Source organism: Lacrimispora sp. (genome assembly GCF_031982545.1).
In the GTDB taxonomy this organism is placed as follows: domain Bacteria; phylum Bacillota; class Clostridia; order Lachnospirales; family Lachnospiraceae; genus Lacrimispora.
The window spans coordinates 264,487-282,601 of record NZ_DALYXB010000002.1 but is presented as its reverse complement, the minus strand read 5'-3'; the positions used below and the strand labels follow the sequence as shown (position 1 = coordinate 282,601).

Genomic DNA, 18,115 nt, shown 5'->3' with positions numbered 1-18,115 from the left:
ACTGTCAATTGTTACTAATAGTTTGTCTCATCTTTACATGCATCCGTTTTCATGATATAGTGACAAAGTAATTCACTACAAAATCCGGAGGGCAGATTTATGCCATTATCTATTTTCTCATCATATGATCCCACGTAGAAAAAATTCATAAAGATTGGTATTAAAAAAAGCACTGTGAAAACAGAGCTTATTTTTGGTACCTGTTATTTTGTAAAATACGGATCATTGGAGAAAATATGAAAGATAAAAAAAACATATATTTGCTTTATGCCATTTCCTTTCTGCAGGGACTGGTCTTTTATGGACCTGTAGCCACTCTCTACAGACAGGCAGCAGGTGTCAGCGTACTTCAAATTACAGTAATCGAAAGCATTTCTCTTGCTCTGTGTATTGCTCTTGAGATGCCCTGGGGACTGGTCGCGGACCGGATCGGATATAGAAAGACCATGATTATCACCTGGGGAATCTATTTTATTTCCAAGGTGGTTTTCTGGAAAGCGGACGGATTTGGTTTATTTTTACTGGAGCGATTGCTGCTCAGTGTGGTGATGGCAGGAATGTCAGGCTGTGATTTAAGCATACTCTATCTTTCCTGCCGGGAGGAAGAAAGCCAGCAGGTATTTGGCATTTACCAGTCATTAGGAATGGCGGGTCTGCTTTTTGCTTCTCTTTTCTATTCTGTTTTTATTGGGGGAAATTACAGGCTGGCAGGTTTTTTAACCATGGCTGCATATGGAGTGGCAGCCGTTCTTGTCTTTGGATTATTCGAAGTAAAAGAGCCGGAGAAAGAGAAAAAAAGCAGCATGCATTTTTTTCACACCTTTCTTGACGTGGTAAAAGACCGGTATTTTCTTCTTGGCATGGTGGGAATTACACTGCTTGAGGAGACAAATCAGACGATCACTGTGTTTTTAAACCAGCTGCAGTATGTGAAATGCGGAATGGAGCCAAAGACAATGGGCTATGTTTTTATTATTGTCACATTGTCAGGAATTGCGGGTGGTATGTGGTCCTGCCGGCTGAATAAAAAAATGGGGATCTTTCCTTTTACCGTTGCCTTGTTTTTATGCGGGGGTATCTCCTGCCTGGTTCTTTTCCAGACTAGAAATGGACTGCTTTCCGTTCTTAGCATCATTTTATTAAGGCTTGCTTCCTCTCTGTTTGGGCCATTAAAGGCCAGGCTGCAAAACTGCCGGGTTACTTCTGCAGACCGGGCTACTGTACTTAGTATCTATGCAGTGGTTGGGGAGGCATGCGGGACGGGAACCAATCTCATATTTGGGAAGGCTGCCGCCGTTGACCTTACCTATGCCATGCTTTGGGGCAGCCTGTTGTGTACTGCGGGCGGCGTACTTTTTGTAATTTCCCACTTAAAAATGGATCAAAACAACTAAGGTGTGGTAGAGCTGACGTCTCCTGTGTGTATGGTTTCATAGCCGTTAAAATGCAGGAGACTGTCTTTAAATTCCATGGAACGGATTGTTTCAAGAAGAGCCCTAAAGGCTGGCTGTTCCATGGCAGATTTAAGTATGACCAGATCCATGGATGCATCTTTTAAAGGGATAAAATCCATATGGGGATATGCAGCCAGATGGGAGAGATCTCCCATGCTGACATCAGCAAGCCCGGAAGCAACCGCATTGGCAGATGACATGTGAGACAGGCTTTCATCTCCGTAACCCCTAATAAGGAACCTGTCTATTTTTTTCTCTGTCAGTATCCGGTCTAAATAAATCCGCAGGCCATTTCCCTTTTCCCGGTTTAAAAATTTAATTTCAGGGCGGCATAAATCCTTTGGGCTGCTTATATGATCTGGATTTCCTTCTTTTACATAAAAGCCTGTTTTTAATGTGCAGATATGAATGACCGCAGCTTCTTTCCCCGGTAGGAAATGACTGATCTGGCTGATCCGTTCTTCAAACTGTTCAAAGCAAAAACAGGTCAGTGCCATATGGGTTTTCTCATAATAAAGAGAATAAAGGCTGTTGTAATCGTTCATATAAGAATGAAGGAGTGGCAGACTGTTATCTCTCTGACTTAGCAGACTGCGAAGCAGTTCAACCGTTCTGGATTCCTGACTGTTAATAATAAGCCCGTTTGTATGAAGAAGATAGTCCATCTGTCTGCTGGCCTGATCGGCTGAAAAACGGGGGATATCCATAACGGGAGGAAGAACATTGGTGAATCCGGCCGCCTCTTTTTTCTGATTTGTTCTGGTGAGATACTCATCAAGCTGATCCTGGCTGATGCGGATCTGCTTCCCCACCTTTGCGGATTTTAATTCTCCCCGTTTAATTAATTCATATACGGTCGCTTTTTTGATTTTTAGCTGATCCGCTACTTCCTGGGGTCTGTAAATTTTTTCCATGTGATATCCTCTTTCCCCTGCCTCATTATTATTTATGGTATAACAAGGTTTATTTTTTGTCAATCAAAGGTGAGAACTGATATGTTGAAATAAATTTATTAATTATTCCAGAAAAATAAGAAATAATCTGAAGATATAGGAATATTGACTTTTAATTGTGTATCATTTAAAATAAACAAATACTTGCAAAACAGAACAAAACAGAACAAAACAGATCATTAATGAATCAGAAGTCTTCTTTAAGGAAGGCTTCATCTAAAAATGAGGAGGAAAAAAGATGAAAAAAAGAAAAAGATTTCTGCAAATTATGATGGCGGTGTCACTGGCTGGGGGATTGCTTTCAGGCTGCGGTCAGGCGGGGGGAAAAGCGGTTCCTGCCACACAGGCGGCGTCAGAACAATCTGAAACATCAGAAGCTCAGGAGACAACAACTGCTGTTCAGACTGCAAAGACAGAGGAAGCGAAGCCGGTTGATGTGTATGTGTTTATTGCAGCAAGCCTGAAAAACACCATGGAAAAGATTAAGGAGAATTATGAAAGTGCACACCCCGGAGTAAATATCATTTACAATGCGGACAGTTCGGGTACTCTTCAGAAACAGATTGAGGAGGGCGCCCAGTGCGATATTTTCTTTTCAGCAGCACCCAAGCAGATGAATGCATTAAAGGATGGAGGATTGGTAGAAGAGAGTTCTGATACAAACCTTCTTGTAAACAAGGTTGTACTTATTAAGCCCGAGGGGGAAAAGACAGCAGTGACCGGATTTGAGAATATTACGGCGGCTTCCAGTCTTGCACTTGCAGGAGAAGATGTACCGGTGGGGCAGTATGCCAGAAAACTCTTTACTAATATGGGAATCCTGGATCAGGTTATGAAAATGGAGATCAACGAGGGGGCCAACGTGACTGCAGTTTTAACCGCAGTTGCAGAGGGAAGCAATGAAGTAGGTGTGGTTTATGCTACAGATGCCGCTTCCATGCCGGATAAAGTTGAGATTATAGCAGAGGCGGATAAAACTAAGATTGATCCCGCTGTCTATCCGGTGGGTCTGATTAAGGACAAGGAAGCCAGTGAGGATCAGAAAAAAGCAGCAGCAGAATTTAAGAAATATTTAACCAGTGATGAGAGTGTAATGAAGCTCTTTACAGAAGCAGGTTTTACCAAATATACAGAATAAGAGACCGTATGAAGGAGGTGAATGCATTGGGGGAAATACTTAGAACCATCGACTGGAGTCCGCTCTATCTGTCATTGAAAACAGGAATTGTGGCCACTGTACTGACCTTTTTTTTAGGAATTGGTGCAGCCAGGCAGATTATGAAACTTAATAATACGGCAAAAGCCATTGCGGATGGAATTCTTACACTACCCCTTGTGCTGCCTCCAACGGTAGCAGGTTTTTTTCTTCTTTTGATTTTCAGCCTGAGAAGACCCTTTGGAAGATATCTTCTGGATAACTTTGATATCAAGCTGGTGCAGACCTGGCCGGGATGCGTTATGGCAGCATTTGTTATAGCCTTTCCACTTATGTACCGCAATGCCAGAGCCGCATTTGAACAGGTAGACGTAACCATGATTCAGGCAGGAAGAACATTAGGACTGTCGGAACGCAAAATTTTCTGGAAAATTGTGGTACCAATCGCTGCTCCGGGGCTGGCTTCCGGTACCGTACTTTCTTTTGCAAGAGCCATAGGAGAGTACGGTGCAACTACCATGCTGGCGGGAAATATTCTGGGCAAAACCAGAACGGTATCCGTGGCAATTGCTACGGAAGTGACTGGTGGAAACTGGGACACGGCTGGATTCTGGGTATTGGTCATTGTCCTTTTATCCTTCTTTATTGTAGCAGCAATGAACGTAATATCAGGAAAAAACAGAAAGAATGGAAGCGGGTGGGTCTGATATGCTGGAAGCGAGGATCGTAAAAAATTTCCATGGTTTTAAACTGGATGTGGAATTTAAAACCGACAGAGGATGCATGGGAATATTAGGGGCTTCCGGATGCGGAAAAAGCATGACTTTAAAGTGCGTGGCAGGCATTGAAAAACCGGACAGCGGAAAAATCATTCACAATGGAAGAGTGCTTTTTGATTCCGAAAAAGGAATTAATCTGCCGGCAAGGGAACGCCATGTGGGGTACTTGTTTCAGAATTACGCCTTGTTTCCCACCATGACAGTGGAGGAAAATTTAAGAATATCCCTGACAGGCAGGGATAAGGAAAAGCGGATCCAGATTTTGGAACAGATCCAGCGTTTTCAGCTGCAGGGACTGGAAAAGCGCCTTCCCTCCCAGTTATCTGGAGGCCAGCAGCAGCGGGTAGCACTGGCACGCATGCTTTTATGTAAGCCGGAAATGATTCTGTTAGATGAGCCCTTTTCCGCTTTGGACGGATTTCTAAAGGATACGCTCCAGCTGGAGATGCTGGAACTGTTAAAGGAATTTAGTGGAGATGTGCTGTTTGTTTCTCATTCCAGAGACGAGATTTACCGGTTCTGTGATCATATGATCCTGCTGTCCAATGGAGAAAGTGTTGTAAAGGGGCTTACAAAGGAAATTTTTAAGAAACCTTTAAGAATAGAAGCGGCAAGACTGACTGGCTGCAAAAATATTTCTCCCATAGAACGGATCAGCGACTATGAGCTATATGCGCTGGATTGGGGGATAAAACTGAAAACAGCCGAACCAATTGAAGACTCCATTTGCTACATTGGAATCAGAGGTCATAATCTGGTGCCGGCTGCCAATCCTGAGGAAGAGAACACAATGAAAATCTCTCTTGCAGGAAGTGCCCATACAACCTTTCAGCGGCAATATTTAGTTCAGAATGCTTCCAGGTTGTCATCCTCCAAAATCTGGTGGATCTGGGAAAAGAAAGAATATGAGGCGGAAGAAATGGAAACAATCCCATTATATTTAAAATTCCCAAAGGAAGATCTGTTACTTTTGTCTTAATTTTATTAGGTATTTTTGAAATAGATTGACAAAAGCATGGACAATATTTATTATGAATAAAAATAACCGGATTAAGAGGGAGGCTGATCGTATGAAAATAAGTGCCAGAAATCAGTTAAAGGGAAAGGTTGTAGAGATTGAGTCCGGCTCAGTAAACGCAATCGTAACCATAGACATCGGAGGAGGTAATTTTATATCTGCCACGATCTCCATGGCATCAGTAAAGGATTTAAAGCTGGAAGTTGGGTCAGATGCATATGCCATCATAAAGGCGACTTCTGTTATGGTTGGAATAGATTCATAAAACTGAAGGGGCCGGTGACACGGCTCCTTTTCTTTTATCACAGCGGCAGACCAGGCAGGCTGTTATTTTTTTAGATGGAATAATTTTTAGATAACAAGCATTAGTTTGTATAAAATACTGTAAATAGCCAGTTTGAAGATTTATATTTGTGCATTGTGTAGTATTGAATTCAAAGATGAAAACATATATAGTGATAACAACCTAAGTCGTCGACAAAACTTCAGGGTTACTTTTTCATTTTCTATTCACAAAGAGGTGGAATGGCAGGATCTGTAATAGATCTGCCTTCCGCCTCTTCTTTTATGTAAGGAGGAATTGGTTATGAGACAGGTTGCTATCTATGGAAAAGGCGGTATCGGTAAATCCACAACGACTCAGAACTTAACGGCAGGTCTGGCAGAGATGGGAAAGCACATTATGATCGTGGGATGCGATCCGAAAGCGGATTCCACCAGACTGGTTTTAGGAGGTCTGGCACAGAAGACGGTACTGGATACCCTTCGGGATGAAGGCGATGATATTGAGCTGGATGCGGTGTTAAAAGTAGGTTACGGCAAAATCAAAGGCGTGGAATCCGGCGGACCGGAGCCAGGTGTGGGCTGCGCAGGCCGGGGTATTATCACTTCCATTAATCTGTTAGAACAGCTGGGAGCCTATACCGACGATCTGGATTATGTATTCTATGACGTCCTTGGTGATGTTGTATGCGGAGGCTTTGCAATGCCAATCCGGGAAGGAAAGGCACGGGAAATTTATATTGTTTGCTCCGGCGAGATGATGGCGCTTTATGCGGCAAATAACATTTCTAAAGGAATTACCAAGTATGCAAAGACCGGTGGTGTCAGACTTGGAGGTCTGATCTGTAACTCCAGAAAGGTGGATAAGGAAGAGGATCTTGTGGAAGCAGTAGCTGCAAAGATCGGAACGCAGATGATTCATTTTGTACCTCGTGACAATGCAGTTCAGAGGGCTGAGATCAGAAAAAGAACTGTAATCGATTTTTCTCCTGAGGAGCCTCAGGCAGATGAATACCGTACTTTGGCAAGAAAAGTGGATGCCAATGAAATGTTTGTCATTCCAAATCCGATGAAAATTGATGAACTGGAAGAAATTTTAATGCAGTACGGAGTTATGGACTAAGGGGTCAGGAGAGGAGAAAATATTATGTTATTGGTGAGAGCGATTATCAGGCCGGAAAAAGCGGATTATGTTATGAAGGAAGCATCAGAAGCTGGATTTCAGGCTGTGACCAAGATGGATGTATATGGACGGGGCAAACAAAAGGGAATTACGGTAGGTGATGTTCACTACGATGAAATTCCAAAAGAAATGCTGTTGTTTTTCTGCAGTGACGAAGACAAGAATGATCTGGTTAAGGTGATTATGAGAACTGCCAGAACAGGGGAAGGCAATTACGGAGACGGACGTATCTTTGTATCTCCTGTAGAAGATGCCTACACCATCAGCACAGGAAAGCAGGGACTTTAGGAGGAACGATTGCTATGAAAGAAGTAATGGCATTTATCCGGGTGAACAAAATAAACCCTACAAAGAAGGCGCTTGCAGAAGGCGGATTTCCTGCATTTACCTGCAGACCGGTATTAGGAAGAGGAAAGAAGCGGATTGATCCGGAGCTTTTGTCCCTGGTTCTGGAAACGGGGGAGCTTCCCATGTCTCCCAAAGGAGAATATTTAACAGAATCGTTCCGCTGGATTCCAAAACGGCTGATTACGTTGATTGTAGAAGATCCCCAGGTGAAGGATGTGGTGGATATCCTGATAAAAACAAACCAGACAGGAAATCCCGGTGACGGAAAAATATTTGTGCTTCCCATTTATGAGGCTTATACCGTCAGAAGCGGAGAAAGCACAATTGAGGCTTATTGACAGGAGGTGAGGGAGATGTCAAAGGAACGAGATTTATTACTGGATAAATATTCATCCAGAGTATTTAAAAATAGAAAAAGTCATATTACCCAGCTGGAATTCGGAGAAAATGCGGATGAGATTACAGCAAATACAAGGGCAATACCTGGAATTATTACAGCAAGAGGCTGTTGCTATGCAGGTTGTAAAGGCGTTGTGGTAGGGCCTGTCAAAGATTCTGTGGTTATCACACATGGCCCCATTGGATGTGCCTTCTATTCCTGGGGAACCAGAAGGAATAAGGCAAAACCTTCTTATGAAGGCGAACCAAACTTTGTTCCATATTCCTTTTGTACGGATATGAGGGCATCGGATATTGTATTTGGAGGAGAAAAGAAGCTGGAAGAGGGAATCGATGAGATCATGCAGCTGTTCCATCCCAAATGCATTTTCATCTGTTCCACCTGTCCCATCGGTCTCATTGGTGATGACGTGCAGGCGGTGGCAAAAAGAGTAGAGGAAAAATACGGCATTACAGCCATTGGATATTCCTGCGAAGGCTATAAAGGAGTTTCCCAGTCAGCCGGTCACCACATTGCCAACAACGGACTGATGCGCTATGTAATCGGAAAAGGGGAAGAGGCGCCAAAGGGAAAATACAGCGTCAATATCCTGGGTGAATACAACATCGGAGGCGATGGCTGGGAACAGGAGCGAATCTTAAAGAAAATCGGATACGAAGTAGTATCTGTATTTACCGGAGACGGTTCCTACGAAACCTTAAAAAATTCCCATCTGGCAGATTTAAATCTTGTCATGTGCCACCGGTCCATTAATTACATAGCGGAAATGATGAAAACAAAATATGGAGTTGACTGGCTGAAAGTGAACTTCATCGGAGTAGGGGCAACCTCTAAATCACTGCGTATGATGGCTAAATATTTTAACGATCCGGAGCTTACAAGGCGGACAGAGGAAGTGATTGCAGAGGAACTGGCAGAAATTAATGAGGATATGGAATATTACAAATCCAAATTAAAAGGAAAAACAGCGGGTATCTTTGTAGGAGGCTCCCGTTCCCATCACTACCAGATGCTTTTAAGGGATTTTGGTATGGAAACCACCATTGCCGGTTATGAATTTGCCCACCGGGATGATTACGAAGGGCGGGATGTCATACCCCAGATCAAGGCAGATGCAGATTCGAAAAACATTGAAGAAATATCGGTTGAAAGAGCTGTTGGATATGATGACAGATACTCTGTGGAAGATTTAACCAGTCTGCGAAACCAGGGGGTGGAGCTGGATACCTACAACGGAATGGTAAAAGATATGAAGGAAGGCTATATGGTAGTAGACGATTACAACATGTTTGAAACCGATCAGCTGATTGAAGAGTATAAACCAGACATTTTCTTTTCCGGAATCAAAGATAAATACGCCATACAGCATGGGGGAGTAGTGTCCCGCCAGATGCATTCCTATGATTACTCCGGACCCTATGCAGGCTTTCGGGGAGCAGTCAATTTTGGAAGAGATGTAACCATGAGTCTTTATACCAACGCCTGGTCGCTGGTAAAGCCGCCGTGGAAGACCATGCCGATGTTAGAAGGAACGTTAGGAGGTGCAGGCTGATGCTTGAATTAACACCAAAAGAAATTATGGAAAACCGCCACATGACCATTAATCCCTGCAAAACCTGTGAGCCTGTAGGCGCCATGTTCTGCGCACTGGGTGCCGAAAAGTGTATGCCCCATTCCCATGGATCACAGGGGTGCTGTTCCTATCACAGAACGGTGTTAAGCCGGCATTTTAAAGAGCCTGCCATTGCTTCCTCAAGCTCCTTTACAGAGGGTGCTTCGGTATTTGGAGGACGCAGCAATATCACCACAGCAGTGAAGAATGTATTTGACATCTATAAACCGGATATTATGGCAATCCATACCACCTGTCTTTCTGAAACCATCGGTGATGATGTTGGTTCCTATATTATGGATATGGAAGTGCCGGAAGGGAAAACCGTTCTTTATGCCAGTACCCCTTCCTACGAAGGCTCCCATATTCAGGGATTCTCCAACATGATGATTGGTTTCATGAAGTATATGACAAAGAAAACCGGGACGCCCAATGGTAAAGCAGCCATCTTTCCAGGCTGGGTTAATCCAGGAGACGACAGGGAGTTAAAGAAGATTGCAGGGCTGATGGGCGCAGACTATATCTATTTTCCTGATCACGAGGGGATACTGGATCACCCCATGGATGGAAAGAGTGAATATTTTCATGACAATGCAGGAACCAAGGCCAAAGATATAGCGGCACTGGGAGATTGTGAAAAGCTGATCTCCATGGGAATCTACTGTTCTCTGGAACCGTCGGAGTATTTAAAAAAGGAATATAAAGTTCCTTTCTCCAATATTCCAGTTCCGGTCGGAGTCAAGCTGACTGATCAGTACATACTGGAGCTTCAGAAGCTTACAAAGAAAGAGGTTCCGAAAGAACTGGAAGATGAGCGGGGCAGACTGGTGGACTTAATGCTGGACTCCCACCAGTATGTATATAAAAAGAAAGCCGCCATTTATGGAGATCCTGACATTGTGTACGGCTTCACCTCCTTATGTCTGGAACTGGGAATGATACCCAGATATATTATAACCGGTACACCCAAAGTTCGCTGGGAGAAAGAGATCAAAGAGCTGATGGATCAGTATGGTGTAGATGAAAGCGAATATGTGGTAAAGGCAGATACGGATTTGTTTTATCTCCATCAGCTAATTAAAAATGAGTCTGTAGATCTTCTTTTAGGCTCCAGTTATGGAAAACAGATTGCAAAGGCAGAAGATATTCCTCTGGTACGGATGGGATTTCCCGTACTGGACCGTTATGGAAATCCCATACAGGCGACTGTTGGGTATGCAGGTGCAATCCGGTATACGGAAAAGATCGTAGACGCCATGATGGACCGGCAGGACCGGGATGCGGCAGACGAAGATTTTGATGTAGTCATGTAAATCAATCATGAAATGGAACCAGGGAGGGAGCCGACCCCTCCCTATTTCTGTTTAAATTTGCGGGTCTTTGAAAGGAGTATGTTTATGGAAACGGAGAACAGCAACCGGAATATATTGGACGCAAGGAAAAGTTCCATTGTTGTAAAAGACGGGTGCAGCGGCATGGGGGGCGGAATTTCATGTGACAGCAACAGTGTATCCGGTTCCGTGTCCCAGCGGGCCTGTGTATACTGCGGAGCCAGAGTTGTTTTAAATCCCATTACCGATGCCTGGCATATTGTACATGGTCCCATCGGATGTTCCAGCTATACCTGGGATATCAGGGGATCTTTAACAAGTGGAGAGGATATTTACAGAAACAGCTTTTCCACGGATTTGCAGGAAACAGATATTATATTTGGAGGAATCAGAAAGCTTGAGGCAGCAGTCGATGAGCTGATGGAGAAAGAAGACAACGTGAAGCTGATCTTTATCTATGCCACCTGTATTGTTGGTGTAATCGGAGATGATGTGGAGGCCTTGTGCAGAATGAAATCAGAGCAGTATCACATTCCGGTAATTCCAGTAAAATCTCCCGGTTTTTCCGGTAATAAATCCACCGGCTACCGGATGGCATGTGATGCGATTATGAATGTGCTTCTGCCCCATAAAAGTGAAGAAAAGAGAACTGCCATCAACATATTAGGGGATTTTAATCTGGCAGGAGAAATGTGGATTATCAAGAATTATTTCAGGGAAATCGGCATTGATGTGATCTCAGGTTTTACCGGTGATACCTGTTATGAGGATATGATTGAAGCGCCGAAAGCTGCTTTAAATATAGTCCAGTGCGCAGGTTCCAGTACCTATCTGGCAAACCGTATGGAGGAGGAATTTGGCATTCCCTTTATCAAGGTCAGTTTCTTCGGAATCGAAGACACCACCAATTCCTTAATCAGGACAGCGGAGGCACTTCAAAATGAACTGGCAAGAAAAAAAGCAGTGGAGTTTTGCAGGAGGAAGGCGGAGGAGCTGGAACGTTTCTTAAGCCGTTACCGGAAAAACCTGGAAGGGAAAAAAGCGGCTATCTACGTAGGCGGTGGATTTAAGGCAATCTCCCTCATACGCCAGTTTCAGGCAATGGGGATGGAAACGGTGGTGGTCGGAACCCAGACAGGGAAAAAAGAAGATTATGAAGTGATTGAGAGTCTGGTGAAATCTGATACTGTAATTTTAGACGATGCCAATCCGGCAGAGTTAGAAACCTTTATGAAAGAAAAGGGAGCGGATATTCTGGTTGGAGGTGTAAAGGAAAGACCTCTTGCCTATAAGCTGGGAATCGCATTCTGTGATCACAATCATGAGAGAAAGTTTCCTTTAGCCGGTTTCGAAGGGGTGGTCAATTTCACCATGGAAATCAATAAAAGCATAAACAGTCCGGTATGGGGCTACATCAGCTGACAGAAAGGCGGAATGACGATGAAGAGTGAAGTAAAACCTCTGGTGAATCTAAATATCAATCCCTGTAAAATGTGTATGCCCATGGGCAGTGCGACGGCATTCTACGGTCTGAAGAACTGCATGACAATCCTTCACGGTTCACAGGGGTGTGCTACCTACATCCGGCGTCATATGGCGACTCACTACAATGAACCGGTGGATATTGCTTCCTCCTCCCTGACTGAGCAGGGAACAGTCTATGGCGGCAGTGAAAATCTAAAAAAAGGATTAAAAAATTTAATTGAGCTTTACCACCCAGAAATCATTGGTGTCATGACAACATGCCTGGCAGAAACCATAGGAGAGGATGTTCCGGGGATCTTACAGTCTTTTCTGGAAGAAAATCCAGGGTATGAGGACATTACGCTGATTCCCTGCCATTCCCCCGGATATGGTGGAAGCCAGTATGAGGGGTATTTTGCAGCTCTTTCTGCCATTGTTTCTTCTATTAAGATGGAGACAGAAAAGAATCATCTGGTAAATGTCATCACGGCACCCATAAGCCCGGCAGATACCAGATATTTAAAAAGGATGTTCTCGCTCTTTGGAATTGATGCCGTTCTCCTTCCTGACTTATCCGATAATTTAGATGGAGCCCACGACCCCAGTTACAACCGCCTTCCTCATGAGGGAACGGATCTGGCACGGTTAAAGCAGATGGGTGGAGCGAATCTTACATTGGAATTGACCGCATTTCACCATAAGAATTCTGTGGGAGAATATTTATCTGAAACATATGGAGTTCCTTATGAGCGGCTGCCCCTGCCAGTAGGATTAAGGGATACAGATGCATTTTTAAATACACTGTCCCGTATTTCCGGAAAAGAAATCCCTGATGAATTGATGAAAGAGAGAGGGCGCTATTTAGATGCCATGATTGATTCTCATAAATACCATTCTTCAGGAAGAGCGGCTGTATTTGGGGAACCGGATCTGGTATATTCCACCGTGCGCATGATGTGTGAATGCGGAGTCATGCCGGTAGTCTGTGCAGCGGGATCGGCAAGTCCGGAACTTGACGGACTGATCAGACCGGAGATTTCTGGTCTTGCCGGTCTGTACCTGGTAGATGAGTATAAAATTGCAGATAAAGCGGATTTTAAGGATATTGAGGAGATGATTGTTACCTATCAGGCCAATATTCTTGCAGGCAGTTCTGACGGAAGGCGTATTGCAGAAGATTTACACCTTCCCCTGGTTCGTAGAGGATTTCCCATCCATGATCATGTGGGGGGACAGCGGCTTAAAATGCTGGGTTATGAAGGATCGGTGGAATATATGGATGAGATCGCAAATCTGCTGATCGACACGGTTGAAACTACCTTTCGGGAGACTTTATATGATACATATTATAAGGGTACAGCCATTGATCAGAAAAAGGAACCGGAATCTGCCAAAGAGATCATGAAGCGAAAGACAAAGGAGCACCCCTGCTATAATTGTCAGGCTCATCAGTTTGCCAGAATCCATCTTCCGGTAGCTCCTGCCTGCAACGTCCAGTGCGGCTACTGTGTAAGAAAATTTGACTGCCCCAATGAAAGCCGTCCGGGAGTCACTTCTTCTATTCTGACGCCTGAGGAAGCACTTAACCGTTATCTGTCAGTGAAGGAGAAAATGCCCAACTTAACCGTTGTGGGGATAGCAGGACCAGGGGAAGCCCTGGAAAACTGGGAGAATGTAAGAAAGGTATTCCAACTCATAAGAAAACAGGATCCAAAAGTAACCTTCTGTCTTTCCACCAATGGACTGAAGCTTCCCCAGTATGCACTGGAGCTAAAGGAACTGGGCGTTTCCCATGTAACCGTAACCATGAACGCGGTGGATCCCCATATCAGCGGGCAGATGTACCAGTATATCCGGTATATGGGCAGAGAATACACCGGTGACGCAGCAGGGGCTCTTATGGTAGCAAACCAGATTGCAGGAATCAGGCAGTTAATTGCCAATGGAATATTGGTAAAAGTTAATATTGTGACAGTGAAGGGAATCAATGACAGCCATGTACCAGAGGTTGTAAAGACTGTCAAATCACTGGGTTGCTTTATTACTAATATTATGCAGATGATTCCGGTAAAGGGCAGCGCACTGGAACATGTGGAGCCGGTTTCAAACAAACAGTTAAATGAGATCAGAAAGCAGTGTGAAGAGATTATGCCCCAGATGTATCACTGCCAGCACTGCCGGGCGGATGCAATTGGAACCTTGACCGATGATAAATCCATACAATTAAAGGGATTCGTAGCGGAGGAAAGGCCGGTTATTGTTCCTGTTTCAAAAAGCCTTCGTTTTGCAGTCGCTTCCAAAAGCGGGGTGGTAGTTGATACTCACTTCGGTCATGCAAAGGAATTTTATTTGTATGACTACCGCAACGGAGAAGTCCGGTTTGCAGGAAAACGAAATGTGGAGCAGTATTGTCAGGGGGAAGAAGAATGCGGAGAAAAAGAGGATAAAATAGAACGAATTATAGCTGCTTTAAATGGCTGCAGCGGAGTCATTGCCATGCGTATCGGTATGGAACCAGCCAAAAAGCTGACAAAACTGGGGATTAAGCCGGTGAATACCTATGACATGATTGAAGATGCAGTAAAAAAAGCGGCGGAAGCCATGTAAGAGGAGGAGAAAGATGGTACAGCCAAAATATCATGTATTCATCTGCACAAGCTGCAGAATCAACGGAACACAAAAAGGGATGTGTTACCAGAAGGGAGCGGTTGACTTAATCCAGGCTTTTATGCAGGAGATTGAAGACAGGGATCTTTCCGGAGAGGTAGTCATAAACAATACCGGGTGCTTTGGAATCTGTGACAAAGGTCCTGTTGTGGTGGTTTATCCGGAAGGAGTCTGGTATGGCAATGTATCAGAGGATGATGTGGAACGCATCTTTGATGAGCATTTTGAAGGAGGAAATCCGGTTGGTGATTTAATGATTTAATACCTGTAATGATGCAAAAGGAAGCACAGGAAAAGGAGGGGCTGCTGTTGATTAAAATCATTGATGCAACACTGACGATGCTGGAGGAATACCCGTTAAAAAAGGAGCTGGTGTATGAATTTGCCCGGACATTAGAGAGTCTTTGCATATGGGGAGCCGTGTTAACACCAAGAGTTTATCAGCTGATGCAGGGGGATTTACCTCAGGGGATCACCTGGTATATGGAACTTCCCAGTCCATCGGAAAGCGTTAAATATCCCGGGATTCATTTCTTTTTTTCTTCTTTTTGCGATGGGACAGGAAAGTTTATACGTAATATACAGGTCAATGATGTGTCGGAGTTAAGGGGACTGGAATGTGCCAGACCAGATAACCGGTTAAGGCTTACGGGGCTGGACGATTTACTCATCTATGAAAGCCGTGATATTTATGAGCGGGGGATGAAGCTGTTAATCCAGGCTTCTCCCATCCTGTATCCGGAAAACTCCTGCTATTGTGCTTCTGCCATTGCGGCGGATTATTTACAATATCATCATAACGGAACGGTGATGACTACCTTTACCGGGATCGGAAACAAGGCGGCTACGGAACAGGTCATTCTTGCCATGAGGGTGGTGGAACGTTATAAACCAAACAACAGCTTTGAGAAACTGGCCGACTTACGAAATATCTTTGAAGCCATGACAAACACACAAATACCGGGTCATACCCCTGTGATTGGAAGAAAGATCTTTTATATCGAATCTGGTCTGCACGTGGATGGAGTCTTGAAAAAACCATCCAATTACGAATCCTTTCCTCCAGAACTTGTGGGAGCATCAAGAAAGGTGATCCTGGGAAAACATTCGGGGGGCACATCCATTCGGTATAAGCTGAAGCAGTATCAGATGGAAGACTGTTATCCGGTGGAGCATCTTTTAGAAATGGTAAAACGTCTCAGTATTAAAAAGGGCGGGGAAGTAACTGATGAAGAGTTTTTAACAATGATGAGTGAGTGTGATAAGTATGAAAAGGCGAATCAAAATAGTTGATACCACTCTTCGGGATGGCGAGCAGTGTCCGGGTGTTGTATTCTCTCCTTCTGATAAAGTACGTCTGGCTTTGTTTTTAGACAGCATCGGAGTTTCCGAAATCGAGGCAGGGATTTACGATGTGGGTACAGAGGGCGTTCATTATATCAGCGAAATTATGAAAAAGAAAAAACAGGCAGCTGTCTCCCTGTGGTCTAAATTAAACCCTGAAAATGTAGAAGAGTCGGCCAGACAGAAACCGGACCTGATTCATATCGGAACCCCCGTATCCTATACGCAGATTTATAATAAATTGGGGAAAAATAAAAAATGGATTGAAAATTCTCTTCAGGAATGTTTGGAAGTCGCCAGGAATTATAACATTCCCATTACGGTAGGTCTGGAAGATGCGTCAAGGGCTGATGTGGCTTTCCTGGTATCTCTAATTCGTCTGATGCGGCAAAAGGGAGTGGAGACCATTCGCCTTGCAGATACGGTTGGGGTGCTGTTCCCCAGACGGGCAGGGGAGCTGGTGCGGGAAATAAAGCAGACAGGAATCATGATCGAGGTTCATGAACATAATGACTTTGGAATGGCAGTGGCCAATTCCATGGTTATGGCGCTTTCCGGGGCTGATATGGTAGATGGGACACTGCTTGGAATCGGAGAGCGTGCCGGTAACTGCAACCTTTACGAATTTGTCCATAGTGCAGCCCGTAAGTTTGATTTAAATGTAAGCAGTGCAGATATTAAAAAAGGGGAAAATCTCTTAAAATCCATAATGAATGGAGGGAAGAAGAATGATTCGGAAGATCAAATTTGAAGAAGGCAGAAAAAAAATGGCGGAAGGAATTTTAAGTCTCTGCCGGGTTCTCTCCTGTGAGGGGCAGGTAATGGTAAATGGAGTTTACAGTTTTGCTGCCTCTGAGGTAGCCGGAAAGCTTGAGGGAACAGATTTGTTTTTTAACCAGGGAATCCGTCTGGCGGCCGCAGCCATCGGTGAAATCAATCAGGCAGCAGGCTGCGGAACCGGGGAGTCAGCCCGTCTGGCAGCCCGGCTTTTATCTTACTGTGAAAGGAAATCCGCATCTGGAATCAGTCCGGTACTTCTTGCCAGGGAACTAAAAGCCGCTGCATCAGCGTTGGAAGAATTTGTAGGTAAAAAAGCAATCCCCCTGCCTGTCATAAACACCGATTTAATAGAAGGAATCACCAAAGACCAGAAGACCGCCCAAATGATTGTGGAAGGATCAGAAGCGGGGGAACTGGTTGTAAAAGAATCCATGTCCGGGGAAACCAGGCTTGAAGTAATAAAAGGAATGCGTCTTGATGGAGGTTTGACAGTGGGAGCGGAAGGAACGGTCTGGGATGCCCTTGTTCTGATTGTAAAAACCCCCATCACTTCCTTTTCAAGCATCTATCCCCTCCTTCAAAAGACCGGACAGCAGAATTTGTTTATTCTGGCAGACGGAATAGAGGGGGAAGCCCTGACTCTTCTGAGTGCAAATGTACAACAGAACCGCATTCATGTAAGAGCCATGAAGGCGCCGGGAATTGGCAGGAGAAAAGAAGACCTTTTTGAGGACGCTGCGGTGTATACGGATACCATGGTTTTTGATGGTATTTATCCTTGTCAGATGGAAGAAATTTCACCAGCCATGCTGGGGCGGGTAAAAGCAGTGACCGCTGCCGGTTCTTATACAATTATAAAAGGAAATGGGGATAACAGCCGGATATGCAGGAGGATTGATGGAATTAAAGAGCGGATTGGGGATCCCAAAACCAATTATTACGACAAGCAGATGCTGCGGGGTAGAATTGCAGGATTAATGGGTTGCGCGCCAGTCATCTACGCGGGTGGATATACCACGGTACAGGCGAAGGAGGAGAAACGAAGGATTGAATCTGCATTAGCCTATTATCAGACTGTAAAGCAGTTTGGAGTACTGAAAAAAGATGATTTAATCAACTTTCAAGCCGGATCAGAGGCAGAAAAGTTCCTGACAGAATCCATGAAGGTATGTTTTCAGAATGAGGAACTCAGTGCATACCTGATGATCCTCATGATTCAGAAGATCTGTGGACTGGTTGTTATGTGGCTGACAACCGGAGCGGTTATGGTGAGTACCGGATATGACAGAGAAGATTTAGAACTGATAAAAAGCGGAGTGGATATAGAAAGGTTAAGGAACTGAT

General features: G+C 44.3%; 17 protein-coding genes. 16 read left to right on the top strand and 1 reads right to left on the bottom strand.

All coding sequences use genetic code 11. The features are described from left to right. The first annotated feature begins 236 nt into the window (after positions 1 to 236). On the top strand, positions 237 to 1,394 hold the full coding sequence (locus ABS301_RS04840; RefSeq protein ID WP_349671137.1) for an MFS transporter: 1,158 nt from the start codon (positions 237 to 239) through the stop codon (positions 1,392 to 1,394). Here the strand turns inward: ABS301_RS04840 and ABS301_RS04835 are convergent. After that, complete coding sequence (locus ABS301_RS04835) at positions 1,391 to 2,368, bottom strand: substrate-binding domain-containing protein (RefSeq protein WP_349671136.1); 978 nt, start codon at positions 2,366 to 2,368, stop codon at positions 1,391 to 1,393. The two genes, ABS301_RS04840 and ABS301_RS04835, sit on opposite strands and share 4 nt — an antisense overlap. A gap of 277 nt (positions 2,369 to 2,645) precedes the next feature. On the opposite strand from ABS301_RS04835, the gene modA reads away from it, so the two are divergent. The 15 genes from modA to ABS301_RS04760 all read left to right on the top strand — a co-directional run bounded on the left by modA (position 2,646) and on the right by ABS301_RS04760 (position 18,114). Continuing rightward, a complete protein-coding gene (gene modA / locus ABS301_RS04830; RefSeq protein ID WP_349671135.1) occupies positions 2,646 to 3,545 on the top strand; it encodes a molybdate ABC transporter substrate-binding protein in 900 nt (299 codons plus the stop codon). A gap of 17 nt (positions 3,546 to 3,562) precedes the next feature. Beyond that, a complete protein-coding gene (modB, locus tag ABS301_RS04825) occupies positions 3,563 to 4,270 on the top strand; it encodes a molybdate ABC transporter permease subunit (protein ID WP_502877949.1) in 708 nt (235 codons plus the stop codon). 1 nt (position 4,271) lies between these two features. Beyond that, positions 4,272 to 5,321, top strand: coding sequence for a sulfate/molybdate ABC transporter ATP-binding protein (locus tag ABS301_RS04820; protein WP_349671133.1), 1,050 nt, complete (start codon positions 4,272 to 4,274; stop codon positions 5,319 to 5,321). 91 nt (positions 5,322 to 5,412) lie between these two features. After that, positions 5,413 to 5,625, top strand: a complete 213-nt coding sequence (locus tag ABS301_RS04815; RefSeq protein WP_104435614.1) for a TOBE domain-containing protein — start codon at positions 5,413 to 5,415, stop codon at positions 5,623 to 5,625. A gap of 321 nt (positions 5,626 to 5,946) precedes the next feature. Continuing rightward, positions 5,947 to 6,765, top strand: a complete 819-nt coding sequence (gene nifH, locus ABS301_RS04810; RefSeq protein ID WP_502877939.1) for a nitrogenase iron protein — start codon at positions 5,947 to 5,949, stop codon at positions 6,763 to 6,765. A 24-nt stretch (positions 6,766 to 6,789) separates the two neighbouring features. After that, positions 6,790 to 7,113, top strand: a complete 324-nt coding sequence (locus ABS301_RS04805; RefSeq protein WP_170824258.1) for a P-II family nitrogen regulator — start codon at positions 6,790 to 6,792, stop codon at positions 7,111 to 7,113. Between the two features lie 14 nt (positions 7,114 to 7,127). Beyond that, positions 7,128 to 7,511 carry a P-II family nitrogen regulator gene (locus ABS301_RS04800; RefSeq protein ID WP_349671131.1) on the top strand — a complete coding sequence of 128 codons (384 nt, stop codon included), beginning with the start codon at positions 7,128 to 7,130 and terminating at the stop codon, positions 7,509 to 7,511. 15 nt (positions 7,512 to 7,526) lie between these two features. Continuing rightward, positions 7,527 to 9,125, top strand: a complete 1,599-nt coding sequence (locus ABS301_RS04795; protein ID WP_349671130.1) for a nitrogenase component I subunit alpha — start codon at positions 7,527 to 7,529, stop codon at positions 9,123 to 9,125. Continuing rightward, on the top strand, positions 9,125 to 10,498 hold the full coding sequence (locus ABS301_RS04790) for a nitrogenase component 1 (RefSeq protein WP_349671129.1): 1,374 nt from the start codon (positions 9,125 to 9,127) through the stop codon (positions 10,496 to 10,498). Before ABS301_RS04795 ends, ABS301_RS04790 begins: the two co-directional genes overlap by 1 nt. Positions 10,499 to 10,582: 84 nt before the next feature. Next, on the top strand, positions 10,583 to 11,938 hold the full coding sequence (gene nifE, locus ABS301_RS04785) for a nitrogenase iron-molybdenum cofactor biosynthesis protein NifE (RefSeq protein WP_349671128.1): 1,356 nt from the start codon (positions 10,583 to 10,585) through the stop codon (positions 11,936 to 11,938). An 18-nt stretch (positions 11,939 to 11,956) separates the two neighbouring features. After that, entirely contained in the window at positions 11,957 to 14,587 is a 2,631-nt protein-coding gene (locus ABS301_RS04780) for a nitrogenase component 1 (protein ID WP_349671127.1), read from the top strand. A 13-nt stretch (positions 14,588 to 14,600) separates the two neighbouring features. Next, entirely contained in the window at positions 14,601 to 14,909 is a 309-nt protein-coding gene (locus tag ABS301_RS04775; protein WP_349671126.1) for a 2Fe-2S ferredoxin, read from the top strand. Positions 14,910 to 14,956: 47 nt separating this feature from the next. Further along, the gene (locus tag ABS301_RS04770; RefSeq protein WP_349671125.1) at positions 14,957 to 15,940 is read left to right on the top strand and encodes a homocitrate synthase/isopropylmalate synthase family protein; all 984 of its coding nucleotides are present in this window, start codon (positions 14,957 to 14,959) and stop codon (positions 15,938 to 15,940) included. After that, positions 15,915 to 16,742 carry a hydroxymethylglutaryl-CoA lyase-like TIM-barrel protein gene (locus tag ABS301_RS04765; RefSeq protein WP_349671124.1) on the top strand — a complete coding sequence of 276 codons (828 nt, stop codon included), beginning with the start codon at positions 15,915 to 15,917 and terminating at the stop codon, positions 16,740 to 16,742. The genes ABS301_RS04770 and ABS301_RS04765 overlap by 26 nt, the downstream gene beginning before the upstream one ends. Continuing rightward, on the top strand, positions 16,720 to 18,114 hold the full coding sequence (locus tag ABS301_RS04760; protein WP_349671123.1) for a TCP-1/cpn60 chaperonin family protein: 1,395 nt from the start codon (positions 16,720 to 16,722) through the stop codon (positions 18,112 to 18,114). Before ABS301_RS04765 ends, ABS301_RS04760 begins: the two co-directional genes overlap by 23 nt. The last annotated feature ends 1 nt before the right edge of the window (position 18,115 follow it).

Coding starts and splice junctions, on each gene's coding strand:
- ABS301_RS04840 (WP_349671137.1), top strand. CDS start 237: ATGAAAGATAAAAAAAACATATATTTGCTTTATGCCATTTCCTTTCTG.
- ABS301_RS04835 (WP_349671136.1), bottom strand. CDS start 2,368: ATGGAAAAAATTTACAGACCCCAGGAAGTAGCGGATCAGCTAAAAATC.
- modA (WP_349671135.1), top strand. CDS start 2,646: ATGAAAAAAAGAAAAAGATTTCTGCAAATTATGATGGCGGTGTCACTG.
- ABS301_RS04820 (WP_349671133.1), top strand. CDS start 4,272: ATGCTGGAAGCGAGGATCGTAAAAAATTTCCATGGTTTTAAACTGGAT.
- ABS301_RS04815 (WP_104435614.1), top strand. CDS start 5,413: ATGAAAATAAGTGCCAGAAATCAGTTAAAGGGAAAGGTTGTAGAGATT.
- nifH (WP_502877939.1), top strand. CDS start 5,947: ATGAGACAGGTTGCTATCTATGGAAAAGGCGGTATCGGTAAATCCACA.
- ABS301_RS04805 (WP_170824258.1), top strand. CDS start 6,790: ATGTTATTGGTGAGAGCGATTATCAGGCCGGAAAAAGCGGATTATGTT.
- ABS301_RS04800 (WP_349671131.1), top strand. CDS start 7,128: ATGAAAGAAGTAATGGCATTTATCCGGGTGAACAAAATAAACCCTACA.
- ABS301_RS04795 (WP_349671130.1), top strand. CDS start 7,527: ATGTCAAAGGAACGAGATTTATTACTGGATAAATATTCATCCAGAGTA.
- ABS301_RS04790 (WP_349671129.1), top strand. CDS start 9,125: ATGCTTGAATTAACACCAAAAGAAATTATGGAAAACCGCCACATGACC.
- nifE (WP_349671128.1), top strand. CDS start 10,583: ATGGAAACGGAGAACAGCAACCGGAATATATTGGACGCAAGGAAAAGT.
- ABS301_RS04780 (WP_349671127.1), top strand. CDS start 11,957: ATGAAGAGTGAAGTAAAACCTCTGGTGAATCTAAATATCAATCCCTGT.
- ABS301_RS04775 (WP_349671126.1), top strand. CDS start 14,601: ATGGTACAGCCAAAATATCATGTATTCATCTGCACAAGCTGCAGAATC.
- ABS301_RS04765 (WP_349671124.1), top strand. CDS start 15,915: ATGAAAAGGCGAATCAAAATAGTTGATACCACTCTTCGGGATGGCGAG.
- ABS301_RS04760 (WP_349671123.1), top strand. CDS start 16,720: ATGATTCGGAAGATCAAATTTGAAGAAGGCAGAAAAAAAATGGCGGAA.